Genomic DNA, 21,522 nt, shown 5'->3' on the forward strand with positions numbered 1-21,522 from the left:
GCGAAATGAGGTGCACACCCCTGCCCTGTCAAGAGCAGGAGGCTTCATGCTTCATTCGCTGGGCGGCGAAGCCTGAGGATAAGCACCGCCGCAAGGGCGGCGGCCAAGCCATACCAGGTGACCGCATATTGCAGGTGGTTGTTCGGCAGGTCGATGATGGTGACGCCTCCGACCGGCAGGCCGCCAGGGTTCGGCGTCTTGTCGGCATCGATGAAGAACGGCACCAGCACGAAGCCGGCGGGCAGGCCGGCGGTCGCCGCCATGACGTCGCGGTCCTTCCAGTAGAAGATGTTCTTGGCGACGTCATTGTCGGGAAGCATCATCGACGGTTTTCCGGGCAGCGGATTGCGGGCGAGCCCGGTCAGGGTCACCTTGCCGGCAATTTCGCCCTGCCGGCGCTTGGAAGGATCCTTGAGATCGTAGGGAACGAAGCCGCGGTTGACGAGCACGAAGCGGCCATCCTCGAGCTGCAGGGGCGTGTAGACGTTGAAGCCGCTGTCGCCTTGCCAGGTGGAAAAGAAGTGCCGCTCGCCCCGGTGCAGGAAAGTGCCGGTCACCGTCACCGGCGTGTAATCGACATCATGGGAAGCGGCGAATTCCTTCTCGACGTCCGCTAGAGCCAGCGGTGCGGAATGCGTGCGCATATCGATGGTTGCGAGCAGGCCTTCCTTCCAATGCAGGCGCTGAACCTGCCAGGTGCCGAGCCCGATCAGGACGGCGAACAGAACAAGGCCGAGGCCAAGCAGCAACGCCGTGCGGGGCCGTGAACGGCCGGCAACCAAACTGGTCGTCTCGCTCATTCGTTGGAATCCAGCCTGCCCTCGGAGGCTCTCTTCGAATACTGCAAGGTGATCAGCACGCCCTTGATCAGGCGCAGCGCCGTCAGGCACAGCACCAGCGCCAGCGGTATCCACAACATGAAGTGCAGCCAGAGCGGCGGACTGAACGTCACCTCCATCCACAATGCGAGGCCGACGACGACGAAGCCGATGATCAGGATGACGAACACCGCCGGTCCGTCGCCCGCATCGGCGAAGGAATAGTCGAGCCCGCAATTGTAGCAGCGCTTGCCGACGGTGAGGAAACTGGAGAACAGCTTGCCTTCGCCGCAGCGCGGGCAGCGGCCATGCAGGCCGGCCGAGATCGGATCTATGGGTGGCCAGATCGCCTTGTCTTCACTCATTTTAGAGATCTTCGCTCATTTCATGATCTCGATCGGTGTGCCGTCGGCCACCCTTGTCCAGATTTCATCCATCTCGGGGTTCGTAACCGCAATACAGCCGTCGGTCCAGTCGACCATTTGAAGCACCCTGCCCAGCCAGCCGAAACCGTTCGGTTGGCCGTGGATCATGATGAGGCCGCCTGGAGCACATAGCGCCCCTCCGGCGTTCGCCCGTCACCCTTGCGGTGCTTGTGGCCGACCGGATCGCCGCCGAGCGCGATGCTGTAGCGGCGCAGGATTTGGCCGCCGCCGATCAGTTGCAACTGCCGTTGCGATTTCTCGACACGCACCAGATCGACCGTCTGTCCGGGCCACATACCCCTGTCGAGCAGTGAGCCTGTGGTGATCAGATACGTGCAGATGGCCAAGGAAATTTTCGCCCACATGACCTACCGATGGCCGGCCATTGCGCCGAAAAGAAGAAGGCGGCCACGTCGCCGCGGCCGCCTTCAAAACTCCTGAAAGCAAATTCCGGAAAAATCGCCACGCGCTTTCCCGGATTGCTTTTTATCAGTGGCCTTCGATCAGCGCGCCGTTCGAGGCCCAGACATAGATCGCGCTGAACAGGAACAGCCAGACCACGTCGACGAAGTGCCAGTACCAGGCGGCCGCCTCGAAGCCGAAATGCTGCTTCGGCGTGAAGTCGCCGCGCATCGCACGCACCAGGCAGACGAGCAGGAAGATGGTGCCGATGATGACATGGAAGCCGTGGAAGCCGGTCGCCATGAAGAAGGTGGCGCCGTAGATCGAATCCTTGAACGCGAAGGGGGCGTGCATGTACTCGTAGGCCTGCACCATGGTGAACAGCATGCCGAGGCCGACGGTCAGCACCAGGCCGTTGATCAGACCCTTGCGGTCGCCATGCAGCAGCGCGTGGTGCGCCCAGGTCACCGTCGTGCCCGACAGAAGCAGGATGATGGTGTTGTAGAGCGGCAGGTGGAAGGGATCGAGAACCTCCAACCCCTTCGGCGGCCAGACGCCGCCGGTGAAGGCGGCGCGGGCATATTGCGAGGCTTCGCCCGGGAACAGGCTGGCGTCGAAAAAGGCCCAGAACCAGGCGACGAAGAACATCACCTCCGAGGCGATGAACATGATCATGCCGTAGCGCAGGTGCAGCGACACGACGCGCGTGTGATGACCCTCATGCGCTTCCTTGATGGTGTCCGACCACCAGGCGAACATCGTGTAGAGCACGATGATCAGGCCGATGAAGAACAGCCATGGATTGGCGATGTTGTGGCCGAAGACCGGGAAGTTGCCGGCCTTCAGATACTGCATCAGGCAGACGCCGCCGATGGCGGTGACCAGCGCGCCGATGGATCCCAGGAAAGGCCACGGGCTCGGGTTGACGAGATGGTAGTCGTGTTGTGGTTTTGCGTGCGCGTCTGCCATATCAACCCCCGAGGCTTGCGTCGGAATCTGGAACTTTGTTGCTGCTGCCAGCGGCCGGCGCCGACGAGGCGACCGGCTGTTTCTTTTCGACCGGGAACATCGTGTAGGACAGGGTGATCGTCTTCAAGTCCTTGAGTTCCGGCACGTTGACGATGTCTGGATCGACATAGAACACGACCGGCATGTCCAGCGTCTCGCCGGGCTTCAGCGTCGTGTCGGTGAAGCAGAAGCACTCCACCTTGTTGAAATAGGCACCGGCCATTTCCGGCTGCACGTTGAACGAGGCGCGGCCGGTGATGGTGCGGTCGAATTTGTTGGTGGCGCTGTAATGCGCCTGCGCCGTCGCGCCGATCTTGATCGTCACCGAGCGGGCGACAGGCTCGAACCGCCACGGAATGCCGTTGGTGTTGGCGTCGAAGCGGATTGTTATGTCGCGGTCGAGCACGCGGCCGGCATATTGCTTTTCGGCGCGCTGCGTGGTGCCGCCATAGCCGGTCACCTGGCAGAACATCTTGTAGAGCGGCACCGCCGCGTAGGCCATGCCGACCATGCCGGTGAAGAAGGCGAGGCAGATGGCGGCGACGATGCCGTTGTTCACCTTGCGGGGCTTGCTGCCGGTCTCGCCGCCCATCAGCCGCCTCCCAACAGGCCGGAGCCGGTGATGCTGGCCCCGGTGTGGCCGAAGCGCACGATGGTGGCGGCATAGAAGATGACGACCAATGCCGCCAGCGCGACACCGATGGCGATCGAGCGGTTGCGGCGCGCCTTCTGCTGGCGTTCGGTCAGCGTGACCAGTTCGAGTTTCTTGTCGGCCACGATCATACTCCCCCCATCATAAGGGCGCGCCCGACCACGCAGTCGACGAGATAGGCGGCAAAGATAGCGAAGAGATAGAGCAGCGAGTAGCCGAACAGAGCCTTGGCCGGCTTCATCGCGCGGTCGTCGTCGGCCATGGCAAGCACTTTCCAGGCATACCAGACGAAGCCCGCGCCGAGGACCGCCGAGACGACTCCATAGCCAGCCGTGGTGTAACCGAGCGCCCAGGGCAGCACGCCGACCGGCGCCAGGATCAGCGCATAGGCAAAGATCTGCCGACGGGTCGAGGCTTGGCCAGCGACATTCGGCATCATCGGGATGCCGGCGCGGGCATAGTCGTCGGACTTGAACAGCGCCAGCGCCCAGAAATGCGGCGGCGTCCACAGGAAGATGATCAGGAACAGGATCACACTTTCGAGGCTGACCGAACCGGTCACCGCGGCCCAGCCGATCACCGGCGGGATGGCGCCGGCGGCACCGCCGATGACGATGTTCTGCGGCGTCCAGCGCTTCAGCCACATGGTGTAGACGACGGCGTAGAAGAAGATGGTGAAGGCGAGAAGCGCGGCCGACAGCCAGTTGACCAGCACGCCCAGCGTCATCACCGACAGGACCGACAGCACCAGGCCGAAGCTCAACGCCTCTCCCGGCGTGACGCGGCCGGCCGGCACCGGGCGGCCGGCGGTTCTGGTCATCACCGCGTCGATGTCGGCGTCGTACCACATATTGAGCGCGCCGGAGGCGCCGGCGCCGATAGCAATGGCCAGGATGGCGATCATCGCCAGCAGCGGGTTGATGGCGACGGGCGCCGCGACCAAGCCGACAAAGGCCGTGAAGACGACCAGCGACATCACGCGCGGCTTCAACAGGGCGAAGAAATCGGCTGCGGTCGCTTCCGACATGCGAAAACCCGCTTCCTCCATCAATCTGTCTTCGGCAAGGGCCATGCGTACTTAAAGTCCATCATTCCGTTGGCCAAGACCGCCGGACAAGCCGGCGGCCTCGTATACGTCGGGGCGCTGCTTACTTGATCTTCGGCAGCTGTTCCCACTGGTGGAACGGCGGCGGCGAAGGCAGCTGCCATTCGAGCGTGGTGGCACCCTCGCCCCACGGATTGGCGCCGGCGACGCGCTTCTTCTGGAAGGCCTCGAACACGCCGTAGAGGAAGATCGCAACACCGACGGCCGAGATATAGGAGCCGTAGGACGAGACCATGTTCCAGCCGGCGAAGGCATCCGGATAGTCGACGGTACGGCGCGGCATGCCGGCGAGGCCGAGGAAGTGCTGCGGGAAGAAGATCAGGTTGACGCCGACGAAGGTGACCCAGAAGTGGGTGTTGGCGATCACCGGCGAGTACATGTAGCCGGTCATCTTCGGGAACCAGTAGTACCAGCCGGCGAAGATCGCGAACACCGCGCCCAGCGACAGCACGTAGTGGAAGTGGGCGATCACGAAATAGGTGTCGTGCAGCGAGCGGTCGAGGCCGGCATTGGCCAGCTGAACGCCGGTGACGCCACCGATGGTGAAAAGGAAGATGAAGCCCAGCGCCCACAGCATCGGCGGCTTGAAGGAGATCGAGCCGCCCCACATGGTGGCGATCCAGGAGAAGATCTTCACGCCGGTGGGCACCGCGATGACCATGGTGGCGAACACGAAGTAACGCTGCGTGTCGAGCGACAGTCCGGTCGTATACATGTGGTGCGCCCAGACGATGAAGCCGACGGCGCCGATCGCGACCATGGCGTAGGCCATGCCGAGATAACCGAACACCGGCTTCTTCGAGAAGGTCGAGACGATATGGCTGACGATGCCGAAGCCCGGCAGGATCAGGATGTACACCTCGGGATGGCCGAAGAACCAGAACAGGTGCTGGAAGAGGATCGGGTCACCGCCATTGTCCGGCACGAAGAAGGAGGTGCCGAAATTACGGTCGGTGAGCAGCATGGTGATGGCACCCGCCAGGACCGGCAGCGAGAGCAGCAGCAGGAAGGCGGTGATCAGCACCGCCCAGGCGAACAGCGGCATCTTGTGCAGCGTCATGCCGGGAGCGCGCATGTTGAAGATGGTGGTGATGAAGTTGATGGCGCCGAGGATCGACGACGCGCCGGCAATGTGGATCGACAGGATCGCGAGGTCCATCGCGGGGCCGGGCTGGCCGGAGGTCGAGAGCGGCGGATAGATCGTCCAGCCGCCACCGACACCGAAGGCGCCCGGCGCGCTCGGCACGAACATCGAGGAGAGCAAGAGGATGAAGGCCGGCGGCAGCAGCCAGAAGGAAATGTTGTTCATGCGCGGGAAGGCCATGTCCGGCGCGCCGATCATGATCGGCACCATCCAGTTGGCGAAGCCGCCGATCAGCGCCGGCATGACCATGAAGAAGATCATGATCAGGCCGTGCGCGGCGCCGAAGGCGTTGTACATGCTCTTGCCGCCGTCGATGGCGGCGTCGCCCTGCATGCCATAGACCATCTGTGCCAGGCCGCTGAAGATCTGGATGCCCGGCTCCTGCAGCTCCATGCGGATGGCGACCGAGAGCGCGCCGCCGATGATGCCGGCAATGATCGCGAAGATCAGGTAGAGCGTGCCGATGTCCTTGTGGTTGGTCGAGTAGACCCAGCGGACCCAGCCATGCGGCCTGTGGTCGCCGTGATCGTGAGCTGCAGCCTCTGCCATGTTCCGCTCCGTTCCCTAAATCTTGCAAACCCGCGGCATCAGTTGCCGGCGGCCGCTACCTTGTTGGTACCATCGATCTCGGCCATCAGCGCCTTGTTGGCAGCCGGCACGTCGGTCTTGGCCGTATCAAGCCAGGTCTTGAACTGCGCGTCGGACACGACGCGGACGGCGATCGGCATGAAGGCATGGTCCTTGCCGCAGAGCTGCGAGCACTGGCCGTAGTAAAGGCCTTCCTTCTCCGCCTTGAACCAGGTCTCGTTGGTGCGGCCGGGCACGGCGTCCATCTTGATGCCGAAGGACGGCACGGCGAAGGAGTGGATGACGTCGGTGGCGGTGATCAGCACACGGGTCAAGGTGTTGACCGGTACGACCAGCTCGTTGTCGACCGCGAGCAGGCGCGGATAGAGGCCGCGATCTTCCTTGCCGGCCTTGGCGCGGTCGGCATCCTGGAGAACCGCCGAATTGAAGGAGAAGGTCTTGTCGACCTGGTATTCATAATCCCAGTTCCACTGGTTGCCGGTCGCCTTGACGGTGAGCTTGGCTTCTTCCGGCGGGGTGTATTGCGCGGTGAGCAGCTGGAAGGAGGGAATGGCGATAAGCAGAAGCACGATCACCGGCCCGACCGTCCAGATCACTTCGATCAGCGTGTTGTGGCTGGTCTTGGACGGCACCGGATTGACGCTGGCGCGGAACTTGACGATGCAAACCAGCAACAGCAGCAGAACGAGGATGGTGATCGGGACGATGAACCACATGGTGTAGTTCCCGAACCGCTCGATCTGCCGCATCATGTCGGTGGCCGGAGCCTGGAAGGTCATCTCCCATGGCCGCGGCTGGTCGGCATGGGCCGCCGCGCTGGAGAAGAGCACGGCCGAAGCTGCCGCACCTGCCAAGAATTCAGCGCTTGCCAGGAATTTCCTCATCGCCCTCTCGTCTCCCACTTCCCGCGATCCGATCGCACCAATAATCGACGATGCCGGGATTGGGAATCCCGGTCTGTCTCTAGGGTGGTTCAAACCATACTCTATTTCCCTCCGCAAGGAAGGAGCGGAGGAAACCGTGCGGCATTTTTGCGCGCAAGCCGAAGGCCGTGTTCGGCGCTCGCCGCGCCATATGCGCCACGGTCGCAATTCGGGCGAATTTGCTTTGGAAAAGCATGGAATTGCCGGTATCGGGGCGGACCGGCGGCGGTCTCGTCCTTTACTTGGCCCCGGCGCGGCTTAAAGTGCCGTGATTCGCAATGGAGCCGTTATGACTTCCTGGCTTTCGAGAACCCTGGCGAAGGTCGTCCTTGCCCTCGCCTTGCTCGGTGTCGGCGTAGCCGTTGGCGCCGCTGCCTCGCCGAACAACGCCACGCCGCCGAGCGGCACGGTGAAGTCGACGCATGGCGCGTGGTCGATCATCTGCGATACGCCTGCAGGCGCTACCTCCGAGCAATGCGTGATGATGCAGAACGTCGTCGCCGAGGACCGCCCTGAAATGGGGCTTTCGGTCGTGGTGCTGCGCACCGCCGACAACAAGGCCGAGATCCTGCGCGTGCTGGCGCCGCTCGGCGTGCTGCTTCCCAACGGCCTCGGTCTCAATGTCGATGGCAAGGATATCGGCCGCGCCTATTTCGTGCGCTGCTTCCAGGACGGCTGCTATGCCGAGGTGATCCTCGAAAAGCCGCTGCTCGACACGCTGAAGAGCGGCACCTCGGCCACCTTCATCGTCTTCCAGACGCCCGAGGAAGGCATCGGCATTCCCGTCGACCTCAAGGGCTTTGCGGAAGGCTTCGCCGCCCTACCTTGATCTTCTTGCCCGTGCGCCGCTCCTGACGCTGAGGTCGGTGGCGAATGCGCATTTGGCGGCAGGAGGGTCAATGCGCGCGAATTTATCCGCTTTCATTATCGGTCTGGCGCTGATCGGCACGGTTTCGGCCGTACGGGCCGAGGATGCCGAAATCCTCCAGACGCCCGACCCTGCGGCGATCCTCGACATCGCCAAGGGCTTCGGCTCGGCCAGGATGGACAAGGACGACAATGGCGATCCGATGCTTTCCGGCCGGATCGATGGCGTCAAATACGTGATCTATTTCTATGGCTGCGAGGATCACGAGAACTGCAAGTCGCTGCAATTCTCGACCGGCTACACCGACCCGCTGACCGCCGACCAGGCCAACGTCTGGAACGCGAAATACCGCTGGGTAAAGGCCTATGCCGGCGACGGTTCGAATTTCAGGATGGATGTTAGCTTCGCCGGCGGCATCACCAGGGCCAATCTCGAGGAGCAGTTTTCCAACTGGAACGCGATGGCCGCCAACATCAAGGACTTCGTCAACGGCAAGTGATGGCGGGGTAATCGCCGACTTGGCCCTGTTGACGATTGTGCGACGGCGGCTTCGCGCCTACATGCCGAGGAACGATTTGTTTCCAAGAATGGATTTGCCATGAACAGCCTGATCGGCCAATTCGACATTTCCGACGATCGCGTCAAGGAGATCGTCACCGAGACCATCAAGGGCGCCGACGACGGCGAGCTGTTCCTCGAATACAGCGAAAGCGAAGCGCTGATGTTCGACAATGGCCGGCTGAAGACGGCCAATTTCAACACCGACCAGGGGTTCGGCCTGCGCGCCGTGGCCGGCGAGGCCAGCGGCTATGCGCATTCCAGCGATCTCTCCGAAGCCTCGCTGCTGCGCGCGGCCGACGCCGTCTCGGCGGTCAAGGGCGGCTATTCCGGCACATTGGCCGGAGCCCCCGCCCGCACCAACCGCCACCTCTATGGCGACGAGAACCCGATCCCCTCGCCTTCCTTCGAGGCCAAGGCCAAGCTGTTGCAGGAAATCGACGGCTGGCTGCGTGCGAAGGATGCGCGCGTGCGCCAGGTGACGGCCTCGCTCGCCGCCTCGTGGCAGCATGTCGAGATCGTGCGCGGCGACGGACAGATCGTGCGCGACATCCGCCCGCTGGTCCGGATCAACGTTTCCGTCGTGGTCGGCGATGGCGACCGGCAGGAGAGCGGCTCCTACGGCATGGGCGGCCGCAAGAGTTTTGGCGAGTTCGTCGGCGAGGAGAGCTGGAAGCATGCGGCAAACGAGGCGCTGCGGCAGGCACTGGTCAATCTGGAAGCGGTCCCGGCGCCTGCGGGCACCTTCGACATCGTGCTGTCCAGCGGCTGGCCGGGGGTGATGCTGCACGAGGCCGTCGGCCACGGGCTCGAAGGCGACTTCAACCGCAAGAAGACCTCGGCCTTCGCCGGCCTGATGGGTAGCCAAGTGGCGGCGAAGGGCGTCACCGTGGTCGATGACGGCACCATCCCCGAGCGGCGCGGCTCGCTCACCGTCGACGACGAAGGAACGCCTTCGGCGCGCAACGTCTTGATCGAGGACGGCAAACTGGTCGGCTATATGCAGGACCGCCAGAATGCGCGGCTGATGGGCATGAAGGCGACGGGCAACGGCCGACGCGAGGGCTATGCGCACCAGCCGATGCCGCGCATGACCAACACCTACATGACCGCGGGCGACATGCAGCCGGAGGAGATCATCGCCTCGGTCAAGAACGGCATTTACGCCGTCTCCTTCGGCGGCGGCCAGGTCGACATCACGTCGGGCAAGTTCGTGTTCGGCTGCACCGAGGCCTACATGATCGAGAACGGCAAGGTGACGCAGCCGATCAAGGGCGCGATGCTGATCGGCAACGGGCCGGACGCCATGCACCGCGTCAGCATGATCGGCAACGACATGAAGCTCGACAGCGGCATCGGCATGTGCGGCAAGGCCGGACAGGGCGTGCCGGTCGGCGTCGGCCAGCCGCATCTGCGGATGAACCAGATGACGGTGGGCGGGACGAGGGTTTGAGGGGTTGGCGCCGTTCCGGTAGAATCGTCTGCCAAAGACATTTCACTCGAGCGTGTAGCCATCATGTCCAAATCCGAGAACGCGCCAGAGGGCGTTGATTTGAAATCGACGCCGGCCTTTGCACCGATGCGGCCGCAGGACGTGTTTGGAATCCTACAGCGTGCTAGCGGGCCAAAAACACTTGAAGATATGGACGCGAGCGTACTCGCCGAAGCGCGGCAGTGCCACGCTCGGATTGATGCCAACTCGTGAAGAGGGGCAGCCTCTGCCTTACGCCAGACACAATCGTGTTAGGACATTATTAATTGTTTAATTGGCGGGGCGGGCGTTTGCGCATTAGCTTCTCGCCAGTCTTCTCGTTGCGGTGGTGTCGGCAATGCAGCGTTCCCCTGGCGTCCTGACCTCTTCCCTCCTCCTTGGTTTTGTTTCGTTGATAGGTGCGACTTCGCTGCAAATAGGCCCTGCAGCGGCGCAGTCGTCGCTGTTCAAGCTAACGACGACACGACCTGCTGCGAGCTACGCCACGGTCGGCGCAAGCACCAGTGTCCCCTACGGCTGGCTCGATTTCTGCCATCGCCGGCCGAAAGAGTGCAAGGTGCGCGCTTTGCCTGCCACGAGCGTCAAGCTGACCGCGCAGAACATGAGCATCCTCAAGCGGATCAACCAGAAGGCGAACCGCTCCATCAAGCCCGTCAGCAATTACGACCACTGGGGCACGATGATGGACCACTGGGACTATCCGGTGGACGGCAAGGGCGATTGCAAGATCTACGCGCTCTACAAGCGCAAGCTTCTCCAGGAAGCGGGATTTCCCCGGCAGGCGCTGCTGATGACGGTGGTGCGCGACCTTCACGATGAGGGCCACACCATCCTGACGGTGAAGACCGACAAGGGCGATCTCGTCCTGGACAATCTGGTCGACGAGATCCGCCCCTGGAACGCCACCGGCTATTATTTCCTGAAACGGCAGTCGCAGCAGAACCCGAACAGCTGGGTTTCGATCAACCAGCGCGGCGGCACGGCGAAACGGCTGTCTCCAAGCTCGTAAGGGCCAGAGCGTTTCACCGTTTCACGGAAACGGCCGGCCGCTCTATCTCTCTGGGACGCAATTCCGGAGGGGAAGGCTACGGTGAAGTCGCCGAGCTCGACCTTTCACCTTTTCCCTCAATCGCTCCCGGCGCGACCCGAGCGGTCTGATCTGCTTTTGATGGATTTGGCCCGTCACGTTCTCAACCGCGCAAATTCATAGGCCGGAAAATCCGGCCCATGAACGGGCGTTGCCGCCCGCGGCCAGGCAAGCATTGCTGGCCTACTGCTGGCAGGGCGGCTCGCCAGGACGCCCGCAGGTCGGCTTCTTGTTTCCCTGGAGCGGCTGCTCCTTGGGCTGCTGCGGCAGGCGCCGTTCCTGTATCTGAGGCTGAGGCCGCAGCTGCTGCAGGCGTCTCTCTTGCATCTGAGGCTTTGGCTGCGCCTGGAACTCCGGCCTTTGCGGCCTGAGCACCTGCACGTTCGGCCTTTCCTGCTTGAAGTTGCGCTGGACGTTGGCGCCTGCGCCGGCGGAACCCTCTTCGCCGTTCGGCAGCCTTCGGAACTTCCTGTTTCCATTGGCCGAGCCCTGATTCTGGTCGGAGAACACACTCGGATTGTTTCTCCTGAGCCGCTCCTGCACGCTCGCACGGTTGTCGGCCGGCGCGCCGTTGACGGTCGGCAGCTTGCGGAACTTCTTACCTCCATCGCCTCCGTTGACCGAACCTTGGTCGCTCGGGCTGACAGCTGTCTGGCCTCCCGACAGATCCTTGCGTGTCAGCTTCCTCGGTCTGTTTTCGTTCTGGCCGGACAACGCATTCGGATTGTTCTTCCCGAACCTCTGCTGAGCGTTCTGCCCGTTCTCGCCCGGCGCGCCATTGACGGTCGGCAGCTTGAGGAACTTGCCCTTCTTGCCCTGATCATTGACAACTCCGTTCTGCTGGCTGTTGCCGGTAACGGCGGCACCGGCATTTCCGGTAGCCTGCTGGTTGCCACTCACAGTGCCTTGCTTGCCCAGCACCTTCCTGTTGGGCGCGTTCTGGCCGTTGAGCACCGGCTTGCCGTTGACGAGCGGCAGCGCTTTGCCGTCAGCTCCCGGCAAGGCGTGATCAGTCGAGAGCTTGCCCATCGTCTTCGCCTGCGGCGTCGCACCGGGCTGCTGGCCCTGCGTGACAGCCTGGCCCGGCTTCAGCGATTGCGGCGTCGCACCCGGCTGCTGGCCCTGCGTCGCAGCCTGGCCGGGCTTCAGCGGCTGGCCGCCCTGATTTTGCTTGAACAGCACCGCCCTTTTCTGCAGCAACGGCGGCAGCGCCACCTTGGCCGCCAGTGCGGCCGCGCCCGCACCAACCGCTATCTTCTGCCCGGTGGTGAGGCCGCTCGGTGCATTGGCGCTCGGCTGTCCGGCCTGATTGGCCGGCTCGTTGTTGATCGTCGTGTTGTTGATGTTGTTGATGACGGTCGTGTTGTGAATGTTGTTGAAGATGATGTCGTTTGGCGGCGGCACGATGTCACGCGGCGGCCTGACCCAGACCGGCACGGGGACGAAGACCGGCGTCGGCAGGACGTAAACATCGACCGGCGGCGGGGGCGGCGGCAGCACGACGAAATCCGGCGGCGGCGGCGGCAGGAATATCACGTCGATCGGCGGCGGCGGCTCGAAGTCGAAATCGGGATCGTCGAAATAGAGCACCGGCCTGTCGACATAGATGATTTCCTCCGGCGGCGGCGGCGGCACGTCGTAGACGATGACGGTGAAGCTTGTCGGTGGCTCGAGCTCGGCGTCAAAATGCTCCAGCCGGCGACGCGCGTCCCAGGCATGCAGCCCGTGCGGATAGCGCTCGAGGTAGGACCAATAGGCCTCCGGCGTATCCCGCAGCCATGTTTCGCGCCAGATGATCGCCTCGCGCCGCGCCGCGATGATGGCGCGCACACGCTTGGCCATCGGATCATGCGGATAGGCGACGAGGAATTCCTCGTAGCCGCGCATGGTATCTCGATCGAGTGCCGCGACATAGGCGTCATGCGCATTGAAGTCGCGGATCGGCCTGGTCCGGTTGGCCCGGTCTTCGGCCTCGGAAACCTTCGGCGGCGGCGCGTCCGCAGCGCGTTCGAAGAAGACGAAGGGCGCGCTGATCTTCGAGGCGTCCCACGGAACTTCGGCGCCTTGCGTCACCTCGTTGACGCGTAGCCGCGTGCGGTCGAAAACATCGTCAAGCGACAAGCCGCCGTCGCGCATCATCTCGGCAAGCGCCTGGGCATAGGCCCCGTATGGGCCCTTGCCTTCCGGCGCAACCGTTCCGGGCGCCGCGTTGAACGCAATCAGCATGTTGGGGTCGGGGTCGACCAGCGCGAGACCGCTGGCCAGCGGCTGGTTCATTTTCGGAAGGGCATTCGGCCGAGCCGCGTCGAGGACCACGATATTGACCTTCGCCGGCAGTCCCGCCAGAGACTTGGTGATATCGGAGAGCCGCATGGCCTGCAGCGGCACGTCGGCCGGATTGGCAATCTGGGCGTCGACCGGCAAGAAATAGTTCTCGCCCTCGAACTGCACGCCGCGGCCGGCGAGATATACGAAAACGGCTGCGTCCGGACCGGCGGCAGAAACCTTTCCAAGGAAATCGCGCAGCGCGCCACGCAGCGATTCCTGGTCGACATCGCGCGCGCCGACCACATCGAAACCTGCTGCCTGCAGGGTCTGCGCGATCAGACCGGCGTCATTCGCGGAGGTGACCAGTGCATCCGACGGATAGGCGGCGTTGCCGATGACGAATGCGAGACGTTTCTGCTGTTGGGCGAGCGCGTCCGGCGTGGACGCGACGGCGAACGCGATGAGAACGACGACAAGACCGATGACTTTCCGAAGCGAGCGCATTGCTATCCGCCATCCTTGTCCGCCATTCGTCCAACGCGATAACGCCGGAGAGGCAGGAATGTTTCCCTAACAGCAGAATTAAGGCCCTGCAAAAAGGCCGCTTTAGGGCGCAATTTCGTCGAAAGAACAGAGGCTTCGCAATTTTCACGCGAGCCTCCGGCCGCGAGCTACCGCCGCCGCTTCGGCTTCTCCAAAAACGCGACGGCCTCGACATGCGGCGACCACAGGAACTGATCGATCGGCGTGGCGCTCTTCAGCGTATAGCCGCCATCGATCAGGATGCGCAGATCGCGCGCCAGCGTCACCGGATTGCAGGAGACGGCGGCGACCAGCGGCACGTCGGAACGGGCGATCTGCTTCGACTGGTCCTCGGCGCCGGCGCGCGGCGGATCGAAGACCACTCCGTCGAAAGCGTTCAGCTCCTTGAAGGTCAGCGGCCGGCGGAAAAGGTCGCGGCGTTCACTGGTCACCCGCTTCAGGCCACCGGCGAAACGAAAGGCGCGGTCGAGTGCGGCGAGCGCCGGCGCATCGCCTTCGACCGCATGGACCTCCGACTTCACGCCAAGCCGCAGCGCGAAGCTACCGCAGCCGGCAAACAGGTCCGCGACTTTCCTGGCGCGCGACAGGTGCTGGCCGACAAGGTCCGCCAGCGCCTGCTCGGCGGCTTCCGTCGCCTGCAGGAAGGCGCCGGGCGGCAGGGCGACAGCGACGGATCCGAACTGCACCACCGGCTTCTTCGGTTCGACGACGATCTCGCCGTCGACGGAAAGCCGCGCCAGGCCCTCGGCCATGACGAAATTCGACGCGATGCGGCGCTGGTGGTCGCCGAGCTTGCCGGGATCATGGACGGCAATGTCGAGGCCCGAAGCCGTGACGGTCACCGTCATATGGAACGCCTTCGGCGTGGCGCAGACCAATCCGGCCAGAGCACGCAATTTATCGAGCGCCGAAACAATCGCCGGCAGCGAGATCGGGCATTCCTCGATCGGGATGATCTCGGAGGACAGCGCGCGCACGAAGCCAAGCAGCATGCCGGCATCGGTGCGCCTGGCACTGAAGGTGACGCGGCGGCGGGTGTGCGGCGCGCACGGCACCAGCGCAGCGATCTCGCAAGCTATGCCCTTGGCCTTCAGCGCCTGCACGACCTTCTCGCGCTTCCATTGCCGGTAGGCTTCGGCTTCGAAATGCTGCAGCGCGCAGCCGCCGCATTCGGTGAAATGACGGCAGGCGGGATCGATCCTGAACGGCGAGGCTTCCAGCACCGACATCAACGTAGCGCGATCCCTCTGGCGCGCGGCCGTGACGGTTTCGCCTGGCAGCGTGAAGGGGATGAAGACCTCCCCGCCCTCGGCGTTGGCGATGCCGTCGCCTTGCGAGCCCAGCCTGGCGATGGTGAAGCGTGTGCTCATCGCGACCCCGCATCCTTTATGGCGGCGAGCAGGAACTCGCGGTTGCCGTCGCCGCCTTCGATCGGCGACGGGTGCAGCCCGAGCACCCGCCAGCCGGGAATGCCGGCAAGCCAATCAGCCAGGCTGACAGCAATGCGCTCAGCGTCTTCTGGCTGCCTGAGCAGGCCGCCCTTGCCGATGGCCTCGCGCCCGGCCTCGAATTGCGGCTTGACCAGAAGAATTGCCCTGGCGCCCTCGCCCGCCAATTGCAGCGCCGGCGGCAGCGCCAGCTTCAGCGAGATGAAGCTGACGTCGCAGACCAGGAAAGCGGGAGCGCGGCCGCCGAGATCGGCCGCCGTCAGGTCGCGGGCGTTCAGCCCCTCGATCACCGTCACACGCGGGTTACCGGCAATGTCGGGATGCATTTGGCCGTGGCCGACATCGATCGCCGTGACATGCGCCACGCCGCGCTCGAGCAGCACCTGGGTGAAGCCGCCGGTCGAGGCGCCGACATCGAGCGCCTCGCTGCCGGAAGGATCGAGGCCGAAACGATCGAGGCCGGCGATCAGCTTCAATGCCGCGCGCGACACATAGGCGTGCGCCGGATCGTCGATGGCGACCAGGCAGTCCAGCGCGACAGCCTGGCCGGGCTTGCGGGCAACGATGCCGTCGACCGTTACCGTGCCGCGCTCGATCGCGTCGCGGGCACGCGAGCGGCTGGCGAACAGGCCGCGCCCAACGAGCAATTCGTCGAGCCGCTGGCGTTGGCTGGCTGGCAAAGGGGAACTCATCGGCCTTCATTGGCGAAAGCCGGGCGCGAACGCAATGGGTTTGAATATCGGGCGACAGGCTGCAGAATGCGGACAGGAACGGGCCGTTCGTCAGTCGGTGGAGGTGGCGATGCTGAAGGGTACCTGTCATTGCGGCGCGGTCCATTGGACGCTGGAAGGCGATCCCGGCGGAATCACCGCCTGCAACTGCACGCTTTGCCGCCGCTACGGCACGCTCTGGGCCTATGACTATGTCGACGAGTGCATTCGCGTTGCCGGGCCGCTGAAATCCTATACGCGCGCCGGGGTGGCCGAACCCTCGCTGGAGATCCTGTTCTGCCCGACCTGCGCCTGCGTCGTCGCCTGGCGCGGCTTGCGTTCCGGCAAGAGCGGCCGCACGCGCATCGCCGTCAATGTCAGACTGGCGCCGCCCGAGGACGTCGCCGACCTGCCGATCGACCATTTCGACGGCCTCGATACGTATGACGACCTGCCGCGCGACGGCCGCTGCGTGCGCGATATGTGGTTCTAAAATACGGTTCGCGAAACCCGGCGCTCGACGGCCGGCGTCAGGCCATCATTGCCGGAGGCTTCCCTGCGGGGCGGCTCGACCGGCGCCGGCACAGCCGGCGTCGTCGCTTCCGGCACCATGACGAGTTGAGGAACCTGCCTGTAGGAGAAGGCGCCGCGGATGTTGCCCATCTTGCCGGCGACAATATCCAGCACCGCCTTTTCAAGGTTGCGGTCGTAACGCGTTTCGGCTGTCGCCGGCGCAGCCATGGCAGCCAAAAGGGCCACGCCGCACAGAAGCGTTTTCATTTCTGTTGTCTCCCTGCCTGGCTCGAGCTTCTAGCAGGGCGCCGTTGAAAATCGGCCAAGAGACAGGGTAAGCGAACCGCCAAACGGGAGCGTTAACAGATAGTTACATCCGGAAGCCGGCAAAACGATTCAGGTCTTGAAGTCCTGATTCAGGCACGCTGCGCCTGAACGCCACGGCCGAGCGTCGCGAAGACCGTGCGCACGATACCCACCGAATCCAGGCCGGCATCGGCATACATCTTTTCGGGTTTCGCGTGGTCGGTGAACGCGTCCGGCAGTACCAGCGGGCGCACCTTGAGGCCGCTTTCCAGCAGGCCTTCGTGGGCGAGGAAATGCAGCACCTGGCTGGCGAAACCGCCAATCGCGCCCTCCTCCACGGTCACCAGCACTTCGTGCGAGCGGGCGAGGCGGCGGATGAGATCTTTGTCCAGCGGCTTGGCGAAGCGGGCGTCGGCGACGGTGGTGGACAGGCCCGCCGCGCCGAGTTCCTCGGCGGCCAGAAGGCAATCCTGCAGCCGCGTGCCGAAGGAAAGCAGGGCGACCTTGATCCCTTCCTTGAGAATACGACCCTTGCCGATTTCGAGCAGCGAGCCGCGCTCCGGCATGTCGACGCCGACGCCGTTGCCGCGCGGATAGCGGAAGGCGATCGGGCCCTCATCATAGGCAGCCGCGGTGCGCACCATATGGCGTAGTTCCGCCTCGTCCGCGGCGGCCATGACGACGAAGCCCGGCAGCGTAGCGAGGAAGGTGGTGTCGAAAGCGCCGCAATGGGTGGCGCCGTCGGCGCCGACGAAACCGGCGCGGTCGATGGGAAAGCGCACCGGCAATTTCTGGATCGCAACGTCGTGGACGACCTGGTCGTAGGCGCGCTGCAGGAAGGTGGAATAGATGGCGGCGAAGGGCTTGTAGCCTTCGGTGGCCAGCCCGGCGGCGAAGGTTACCGCATGCTGCTCGGCGATGCCGACATCGAAGGTCCGCAGCGGAAATATCTCGCCGAACAGGTCGAGGCCGGTGCCGCTCGGCATGGCGGCGGTGATGGCGACGATACGGTCGTCCTCACGTGCCTCCTGGATCAGGCTTTCGGCGAACACCTTGGTGTAGGCGGGGGCGTTGGCCGGCGCCTTGGCCTGCGCGCCGGTGATGACGTCGAACTTGTTGACGCCGTGATATTTGTCGGCCGCGGCCTCCGCCGGCGCGTAGCCCTTGCCCTTCTGGGTCACGACATGGACCAGAACCGGGCCTTTGCCGTTGTCGCGCACGTTCTTCAGCACCGGGATCAGATGTTCGAGATTGTGCCCGTCGATGGGGCCGATGTGATAGAAGCCGAGTTCCTCGAACAGGGTGCCGCCGGTGACGTAACCGCGCGCATGCTCGACCGCCCGGGTGATGGCGCGGTCGGCGCGCTTGCCGAGATAGGATGTTAGCTTCTTGCCGAAATCGCGCAGGCCGAGATAGGCCTTGCCGGAGGCGAGCCTGGCCAGATAGGCGCTCATGGCGCCGGTCGGCGGCGCGATCGACATGTCGTTGTCGTTGAGGATGACGATCAGCCGGGCGTCGAGCGCGCCGGCATTGTTCAGCGCCTCGAAGGCCATGCCGGCCGACATCGAGCCGTCGCCGATGACGGAAATCACATTGTTGCGGCCGCCCGACAGGTCGCGCGCCATGGCCATGCCGAGGCCGGCCGAGATCGAGGTCGACGAATGCGCCGCGCCGAACGGGTCGTATTCGCTCTCGGCGCGCCGGGTGAAACCGGAGAGGCCGCCCTCCTGGCGCAGCGTGCGGATGCGGTCGCGGCGGCCGGTCAGGATCTTGTGCGGATAGGCCTGATGGCCGACGTCCCAGATCAGCCGGTCGTCCGGGGTGTCGAAGACATAATGCAGGGCGACCGTCAGTTCGACGACGCCGAGCCCGGCGCCGAGATGGCCGCCGGTCTGCGACACGGCGTCGATGAGCTCGGCGCGCAGTTCCGCGGCAAATTGCGGCAGCGCGCCCTCATCGAGCGTCCGCAAATCCGCCGGAATGCGGACCTTGTCGAGCAGCGGCGTGTCTGGCTTCACTCGGGCGCGTCCTGCCTTATCGATCGAACACGGCGCTATCAGCAGATTGCGCCATAATCATGCGCGGAATAGGCCGCCGGCGGACGAATGTAAATGCGCGCCAGTGACGCGCAAGCGGACCCTAATTCTCCGGCAGCGGGATGAACTCTTCTTCATCGCCGGGAACGATATCGAAGCGACCTGTCTTCCATTCCTGCTTGGCTTGCTCGATGCGTTCCTTGGAGGACGACACGAAATTCCACCAGATGTAGCGCTTGGAGCCCAGCGAAGCCCCGCCGAACAGCATGAAATGCGCGCCGCGCTCGGAGGAAACGACGATCTCCTCGCCCGGCTTGAACACCAGGAGCCGCTCGGCCGGGAAAATATCGCCGGCGATCGAGACGTCGCCTTCCAGCGTGTAGATGGCGCGCTCCTCGGCATCGGCCGGGATCTTCACGCTCGCGCCCGCCGCCAGCCTGAGATCGGCGTAAAGCGTGTCCGAAGCGGTCGCCACGGGCGAGCGCAGGCCTGAGAATTCGCCGGCGACGACGCGGCCGCTGACGCCCTCGGCATCGATCTGCGGCAAGCGGGCCACCGATGTGTTCGCGAACACCGGGGCAATTTCCTCCTTGCCGTCGGGCAGCGCCAGCCAGGTCTGCAGGCCGGAGACCGACATCGGCGCGCCGCGCAACTCCTCCGGCGTGCGCTCGGAATGGACGATGCCGCGCCCGGCGGTCATCAAATTCACGTCGCCCGGCGCGATCACCATTTCAGTGCCGAGCGAGTCGCGATGCCTGATCTTGCCGTCGAACAGGTAGGTGACGGTGGACAGCCCGATATGCGGATGCGGGCGCACGTCGAGCGCATGGCCGGCGCGCAGGATCGCCGGTCCCATGCGGTCGAAGAAGATGAACGGCCCGACCAGACGGCGCTTCGCCGTCGGCAGGGCGCGGCGCACCTCGAAGCCGCCAATGTCCTTGGCGTTGGGGACGACCATCAGCTCGATCTGGTCGCAGGCGAAGGCATCGCCCGGTTCAGGATCGTTTCCCGGAAAAAAGCTCATATCGGATCCTCAGGCGAAACGCAGCGCCGACCTGGCCTTCGCCTTGGCCGCCTCTTCCTCGCGATTGCGCGGTTCCTGGTTGGTTTCGAGCGAATCGATCAATTCGCGCGCGACAGCTGTGATCGCCTCGACGGCATGGTGGAAGGCATGTTCGTTGCGCTTGGAGGGCTTGGTCGAGCCGCTCAGTTTGCGCACGAATTGCAGCGCTGCGTCATGCACTTCGTCATTGGTCGCCGGCGGCTCGAAATTGGCCAGGGTCTTGATGTTGCGGCACATAGCTTGAACTCCTTACCTGCTTTCTTTGCCCCACCGTCGTCCAAATTACTCAGCGTCGAGCGGCTCCGTTCCAACCGGTTTGCCGTCGCGCGACAGCCTGATCTTCTCGACCTTGTCCTCGGCCGCTTTCAGCAGACGGTCGCAATGCGCCTTCAGCGCTTCGCCGCGCTCGTAGATCTTGATCGACTGGTCGAGCGGGACGTCGCCGCGCTCAAGATCATCGACGATCTTCTCCAGCGCGTCGAGCGCCTGTTCGAAGCTCATCGCCTTGACGTCCTCATTGCCTTCCAATGCCATAGCCTATCCCTTCATCAGCCGCCCGACATGGGCGGCGACTGAAAATGCCAGTCCCTGCAGATCGTAGCCGCCTTCAAGCAGGCTGACGAGCCTGTTGGAGCTGTGGCGGCCGGCGCGCTCCATCAATTGCCCGGTCGCCCAGTCGAAATCGTCCTCGGTCAGGTTGATCTCGGCGAGCGGATCGCGGTGGTGCGCGTCGAAACCGGCGGAAATGATGATCAAGTCCGGCGCGAACGCATCGATCGAGGGCAGCACGCGCGACAGGAAGGCGTCGCGGAACAGGTCGCTGCCGGTCTGCGGCGCGAGCGGCGCGTTGACGATGTTGCCGGCGCCGGTTTCGCTTTTCGCTCCGGTACCGGGATAAAGCGGCATCTGGTGCGTCGAGCAATAGAGAACCGACGGGTCGTCCCAAAAAATGTCCTGTGTGCCGTTGCCGTGGTGGACGTCCCAGTCGACGATGGCGACGCGCTCGGCCTGATGCTTCTTCTGCGCGTAGCGGGCGGCGATCGCGGCCGTGTTGAACAGGCAGAAGCCCATCGCGGTGGCCTTTTCGGCGTGGTGACCCGGCGGACGGGCAGCGACGAAGACGTTGGCGGCACGGCCCTCGAAGACGTCGTCCACTGCCGCGTTGGCGCCGCCGATCGCCGTCACCACGGCCTGCCAGCTTTTCGGGCTGGCGCTGGTATCGGCGTCGATCGAGACGATGCCGCTCTCAGGGATCGCCGCGCGCACGCGCTCGACGAAATCCTCGGGATGCGCATAGAGGATCGTTTTCTCGTCGCCTTCAGGCGCCTTAACGCGGTCGAGCGCCGAAAAAGCCTCGTCGTCGAGCACGCGTTCGATGGCGCGCAGGCGGTCGGGCCGCTCGGGATGGCCGGGCGGCGTGAGGTGTTCCAGAAAGATCGGGTGCGTGTAGAGACGGGTGGCCATGGCGCCTAATCTAGGCACCGGCGGCGCGGATGACCATGTTTGAAAGCCGAATGGCTGGGGAAAATTGCGCCAGCCCGTGTCGCTGGCGCCATTGGCGCGGC

General features: G+C 64.1%; 22 protein-coding genes and 1 pseudogene. 5 read left to right on the top strand and 18 right to left on the bottom strand.

The window, feature by feature from the left end; all coding sequences use genetic code 11:
• Window positions 1–44: 44 nt before the first annotated feature.
• From FJW07_RS15220 to coxB, 9 genes and pseudogenes are all read right to left on the bottom strand, one after another.
• A complete protein-coding gene (locus FJW07_RS15220) occupies window positions 45–800 on the bottom strand; it encodes an SURF1 family protein (protein ID WP_181182199.1) in 756 nt (251 codons plus the stop codon).
• Complete coding sequence (locus FJW07_RS15225) at window positions 797–1,183, bottom strand: DUF983 domain-containing protein (protein WP_140647286.1); 387 nt, start codon at window positions 1,181–1,183, stop codon at window positions 797–799. Before FJW07_RS15225 ends, FJW07_RS15220 begins: the two co-directional genes overlap by 4 nt.
• A gap of 15 nt (window positions 1,184–1,198) precedes the next feature.
• A pseudogene (locus FJW07_RS15230) lies at window positions 1,199–1,608 on the bottom strand (L,D-transpeptidase family protein).
• A gap of 124 nt (window positions 1,609–1,732) precedes the next feature.
• Window positions 1,733–2,614, bottom strand: coding sequence for a cytochrome c oxidase subunit 3 (locus tag FJW07_RS15235; RefSeq protein WP_140647284.1), 882 nt, complete (start codon window positions 2,612–2,614; stop codon window positions 1,733–1,735).
• 1 nt (window position 2,615) lies between these two features.
• Window positions 2,616–3,245 (bottom strand): cytochrome c oxidase assembly protein, encoded by a 630-nt coding sequence (locus FJW07_RS15240; RefSeq protein WP_140659153.1) that lies wholly within the window; start codon window positions 3,243–3,245, stop codon window positions 2,616–2,618.
• Window positions 3,245–3,436: a hypothetical protein gene (locus FJW07_RS15245; RefSeq protein ID WP_140647282.1), complete on the bottom strand. Its 192-nt coding sequence runs from the start codon at window positions 3,434–3,436 to the stop codon at window positions 3,245–3,247. The genes FJW07_RS15240 and FJW07_RS15245 overlap by 1 nt, the downstream gene beginning before the upstream one ends.
• Window positions 3,433–4,377 (bottom strand): heme o synthase, encoded by a 945-nt coding sequence (locus FJW07_RS15250; RefSeq protein WP_140659152.1) that lies wholly within the window; start codon window positions 4,375–4,377, stop codon window positions 3,433–3,435. Before FJW07_RS15250 ends, FJW07_RS15245 begins: the two co-directional genes overlap by 4 nt.
• 76 nt (window positions 4,378–4,453) lie before the next feature.
• Window positions 4,454–6,103 (bottom strand): cytochrome c oxidase subunit I, encoded by a 1,650-nt coding sequence (gene ctaD / locus FJW07_RS15255; RefSeq protein ID WP_140647280.1) that lies wholly within the window; start codon window positions 6,101–6,103, stop codon window positions 4,454–4,456.
• 38 nt (window positions 6,104–6,141) lie between these two features.
• A complete protein-coding gene (coxB, locus tag FJW07_RS15260) occupies window positions 6,142–7,026 on the bottom strand; it encodes a cytochrome c oxidase subunit II (RefSeq protein WP_140835349.1) in 885 nt (294 codons plus the stop codon).
• Window positions 7,027–7,354: 328 nt separating this feature from the next.
• Here coxB and FJW07_RS15265 point away from each other — a divergent pair, with 328 nt between their 5' ends.
• The 4 genes from FJW07_RS15265 (at window position 7,355) to FJW07_RS15280 (ending at window position 10,992) form a co-directional block, all read left to right on the top strand.
• Window positions 7,355–7,894 (top strand): invasion associated locus B family protein, encoded by a 540-nt coding sequence (locus tag FJW07_RS15265; RefSeq protein WP_140705328.1) that lies wholly within the window; start codon window positions 7,355–7,357, stop codon window positions 7,892–7,894.
• Window positions 7,895–7,964: 70 nt separating this feature from the next.
• On the top strand, window positions 7,965–8,432 hold the full coding sequence (locus FJW07_RS15270; RefSeq protein WP_140857308.1) for a YbjN domain-containing protein: 468 nt from the start codon (window positions 7,965–7,967) through the stop codon (window positions 8,430–8,432).
• Window positions 8,433–8,531: 99 nt separating this feature from the next.
• Window positions 8,532–9,944, top strand: coding sequence for a metalloprotease TldD (gene tldD / locus FJW07_RS15275; protein ID WP_140857310.1), 1,413 nt, complete (start codon window positions 8,532–8,534; stop codon window positions 9,942–9,944).
• A 376-nt stretch (window positions 9,945–10,320) separates the two neighbouring features.
• A complete protein-coding gene (locus FJW07_RS15280) occupies window positions 10,321–10,992 on the top strand; it encodes a transglutaminase-like cysteine peptidase (protein ID WP_181182635.1) in 672 nt (223 codons plus the stop codon).
• Between the two features lie 261 nt (window positions 10,993–11,253).
• Here the strand turns inward: FJW07_RS15280 and FJW07_RS15285 are convergent, their stop codons facing one another.
• The 3 genes from FJW07_RS15285 to FJW07_RS15295 all read right to left on the bottom strand — a co-directional run bounded on the left by FJW07_RS15285 (window position 11,254) and on the right by FJW07_RS15295 (window position 16,021).
• Window positions 11,254–13,842, bottom strand: coding sequence for a caspase family protein (locus tag FJW07_RS15285; RefSeq protein ID WP_140857313.1), 2,589 nt, complete (start codon window positions 13,840–13,842; stop codon window positions 11,254–11,256).
• 167 nt (window positions 13,843–14,009) lie between these two features.
• Window positions 14,010–15,251: a class I SAM-dependent RNA methyltransferase gene (locus FJW07_RS15290; RefSeq protein ID WP_140857315.1), complete on the bottom strand. Its 1,242-nt coding sequence runs from the start codon at window positions 15,249–15,251 to the stop codon at window positions 14,010–14,012.
• Complete coding sequence (locus tag FJW07_RS15295) at window positions 15,248–16,021, bottom strand: TlyA family RNA methyltransferase (protein WP_140857317.1); 774 nt, start codon at window positions 16,019–16,021, stop codon at window positions 15,248–15,250. Before FJW07_RS15295 ends, FJW07_RS15290 begins: the two co-directional genes overlap by 4 nt.
• A gap of 109 nt (window positions 16,022–16,130) precedes the next feature.
• On the opposite strand from FJW07_RS15295, the gene FJW07_RS15300 reads away from it, so the two are divergent.
• Window positions 16,131–16,532 carry a GFA family protein gene (locus FJW07_RS15300; protein WP_140857319.1) on the top strand — a complete coding sequence of 134 codons (402 nt, stop codon included), beginning with the start codon at window positions 16,131–16,133 and terminating at the stop codon, window positions 16,530–16,532.
• On the opposite strand, the gene FJW07_RS15305 is transcribed toward FJW07_RS15300, so the two are convergent.
• The 6 genes from FJW07_RS15305 to FJW07_RS15330 all read right to left on the bottom strand — a co-directional run bounded on the left by FJW07_RS15305 (window position 16,529) and on the right by FJW07_RS15330 (window position 21,421).
• Window positions 16,529–16,819 (bottom strand): hypothetical protein, encoded by a 291-nt coding sequence (locus FJW07_RS15305; protein ID WP_140857321.1) that lies wholly within the window; start codon window positions 16,817–16,819, stop codon window positions 16,529–16,531. The genes FJW07_RS15300 and FJW07_RS15305 overlap by 4 nt on opposite strands.
• A 149-nt stretch (window positions 16,820–16,968) precedes the next feature.
• Window positions 16,969–18,876, bottom strand: a complete 1,908-nt coding sequence (gene dxs / locus FJW07_RS15310) for a 1-deoxy-D-xylulose-5-phosphate synthase (protein ID WP_140857322.1) — start codon at window positions 18,874–18,876, stop codon at window positions 16,969–16,971.
• Between the two features lie 121 nt (window positions 18,877–18,997).
• Window positions 18,998–19,918 (bottom strand): pirin family protein, encoded by a 921-nt coding sequence (locus tag FJW07_RS15315; RefSeq protein WP_140857324.1) that lies wholly within the window; start codon window positions 19,916–19,918, stop codon window positions 18,998–19,000.
• 9 nt (window positions 19,919–19,927) lie between these two features.
• Window positions 19,928–20,194 carry a DUF2277 domain-containing protein gene (locus FJW07_RS15320; protein WP_140647268.1) on the bottom strand — a complete coding sequence of 89 codons (267 nt, stop codon included), beginning with the start codon at window positions 20,192–20,194 and terminating at the stop codon, window positions 19,928–19,930.
• 45 nt (window positions 20,195–20,239) lie between these two features.
• Window positions 20,240–20,491 carry an exodeoxyribonuclease VII small subunit gene (locus tag FJW07_RS15325; protein ID WP_140647267.1) on the bottom strand — a complete coding sequence of 84 codons (252 nt, stop codon included), beginning with the start codon at window positions 20,489–20,491 and terminating at the stop codon, window positions 20,240–20,242.
• A 3-nt stretch (window positions 20,492–20,494) separates the two neighbouring features.
• Complete coding sequence (locus FJW07_RS15330; RefSeq protein WP_140857326.1) at window positions 20,495–21,421, bottom strand: histone deacetylase family protein; 927 nt, start codon at window positions 21,419–21,421, stop codon at window positions 20,495–20,497.
• Between the last annotated feature and the right edge of the window lie 101 nt (window positions 21,422–21,522).

It is taken from the genome of Mesorhizobium sp. B3-1-9, assembly GCF_006439595.1.
In the GTDB taxonomy this organism is placed as follows: domain Bacteria; phylum Pseudomonadota; class Alphaproteobacteria; order Rhizobiales; family Rhizobiaceae; genus Mesorhizobium.

What these genes read in the sequence shown, in the direction of transcription:
- FJW07_RS15315 (WP_140857324.1), bottom strand. Translation starts at nt 19,918, where the DNA reads ATGAGCTTTTTTCCGGGAAACGATCCTGAACCGGGCGATGCCTTCGCC.
- FJW07_RS15300 (WP_140857319.1), top strand. Translation starts at nt 16,131, where the DNA reads ATGCTGAAGGGTACCTGTCATTGCGGCGCGGTCCATTGGACGCTGGAA.
- FJW07_RS15320 (WP_140647268.1), bottom strand. Translation starts at nt 20,194, where the DNA reads ATGTGCCGCAACATCAAGACCCTGGCCAATTTCGAGCCGCCGGCGACC.
- FJW07_RS15250 (WP_140659152.1), bottom strand. Translation starts at nt 4,377, where the DNA reads ATGGCCCTTGCCGAAGACAGATTGATGGAGGAAGCGGGTTTTCGCATG.
- FJW07_RS15270 (WP_140857308.1), top strand. Translation starts at nt 7,965, where the DNA reads ATGCGCGCGAATTTATCCGCTTTCATTATCGGTCTGGCGCTGATCGGC.
- FJW07_RS15280 (WP_181182635.1), top strand. Translation starts at nt 10,321, where the DNA reads ATGCAGCGTTCCCCTGGCGTCCTGACCTCTTCCCTCCTCCTTGGTTTT.
- FJW07_RS15325 (WP_140647267.1), bottom strand. Translation starts at nt 20,491, where the DNA reads ATGGCATTGGAAGGCAATGAGGACGTCAAGGCGATGAGCTTCGAACAG.
- FJW07_RS15265 (WP_140705328.1), top strand. Translation starts at nt 7,355, where the DNA reads ATGACTTCCTGGCTTTCGAGAACCCTGGCGAAGGTCGTCCTTGCCCTC.
- FJW07_RS15245 (WP_140647282.1), bottom strand. Translation starts at nt 3,436, where the DNA reads ATGATCGTGGCCGACAAGAAACTCGAACTGGTCACGCTGACCGAACGC.
- FJW07_RS15235 (WP_140647284.1), bottom strand. Translation starts at nt 2,614, where the DNA reads ATGGCAGACGCGCACGCAAAACCACAACACGACTACCATCTCGTCAAC.
- FJW07_RS15220 (WP_181182199.1), bottom strand. Translation starts at nt 800, where the DNA reads ATGAGCGAGACGACCAGTTTGGTTGCCGGCCGTTCACGGCCCCGCACG.
- FJW07_RS15225 (WP_140647286.1), bottom strand. Translation starts at nt 1,183, where the DNA reads ATGAGTGAAGACAAGGCGATCTGGCCACCCATAGATCCGATCTCGGCC.
- FJW07_RS15305 (WP_140857321.1), bottom strand. Translation starts at nt 16,819, where the DNA reads ATGAAAACGCTTCTGTGCGGCGTGGCCCTTTTGGCTGCCATGGCTGCG.
- FJW07_RS15285 (WP_140857313.1), bottom strand. Translation starts at nt 13,842, where the DNA reads ATGCGCTCGCTTCGGAAAGTCATCGGTCTTGTCGTCGTTCTCATCGCG.
- FJW07_RS15290 (WP_140857315.1), bottom strand. Translation starts at nt 15,251, where the DNA reads ATGAGCACACGCTTCACCATCGCCAGGCTGGGCTCGCAAGGCGACGGC.
- tldD (WP_140857310.1), top strand. Translation starts at nt 8,532, where the DNA reads ATGAACAGCCTGATCGGCCAATTCGACATTTCCGACGATCGCGTCAAG.
- ctaD (WP_140647280.1), bottom strand. Translation starts at nt 6,103, where the DNA reads ATGGCAGAGGCTGCAGCTCACGATCACGGCGACCACAGGCCGCATGGC.
- FJW07_RS15240 (WP_140659153.1), bottom strand. Translation starts at nt 3,245, where the DNA reads ATGGGCGGCGAGACCGGCAGCAAGCCCCGCAAGGTGAACAACGGCATC.
- coxB (WP_140835349.1), bottom strand. Translation starts at nt 7,026, where the DNA reads ATGAGGAAATTCCTGGCAAGCGCTGAATTCTTGGCAGGTGCGGCAGCT.
- FJW07_RS15295 (WP_140857317.1), bottom strand. Translation starts at nt 16,021, where the DNA reads ATGAGTTCCCCTTTGCCAGCCAGCCAACGCCAGCGGCTCGACGAATTG.
- FJW07_RS15330 (WP_140857326.1), bottom strand. Translation starts at nt 21,421, where the DNA reads ATGGCCACCCGTCTCTACACGCACCCGATCTTTCTGGAACACCTCACG.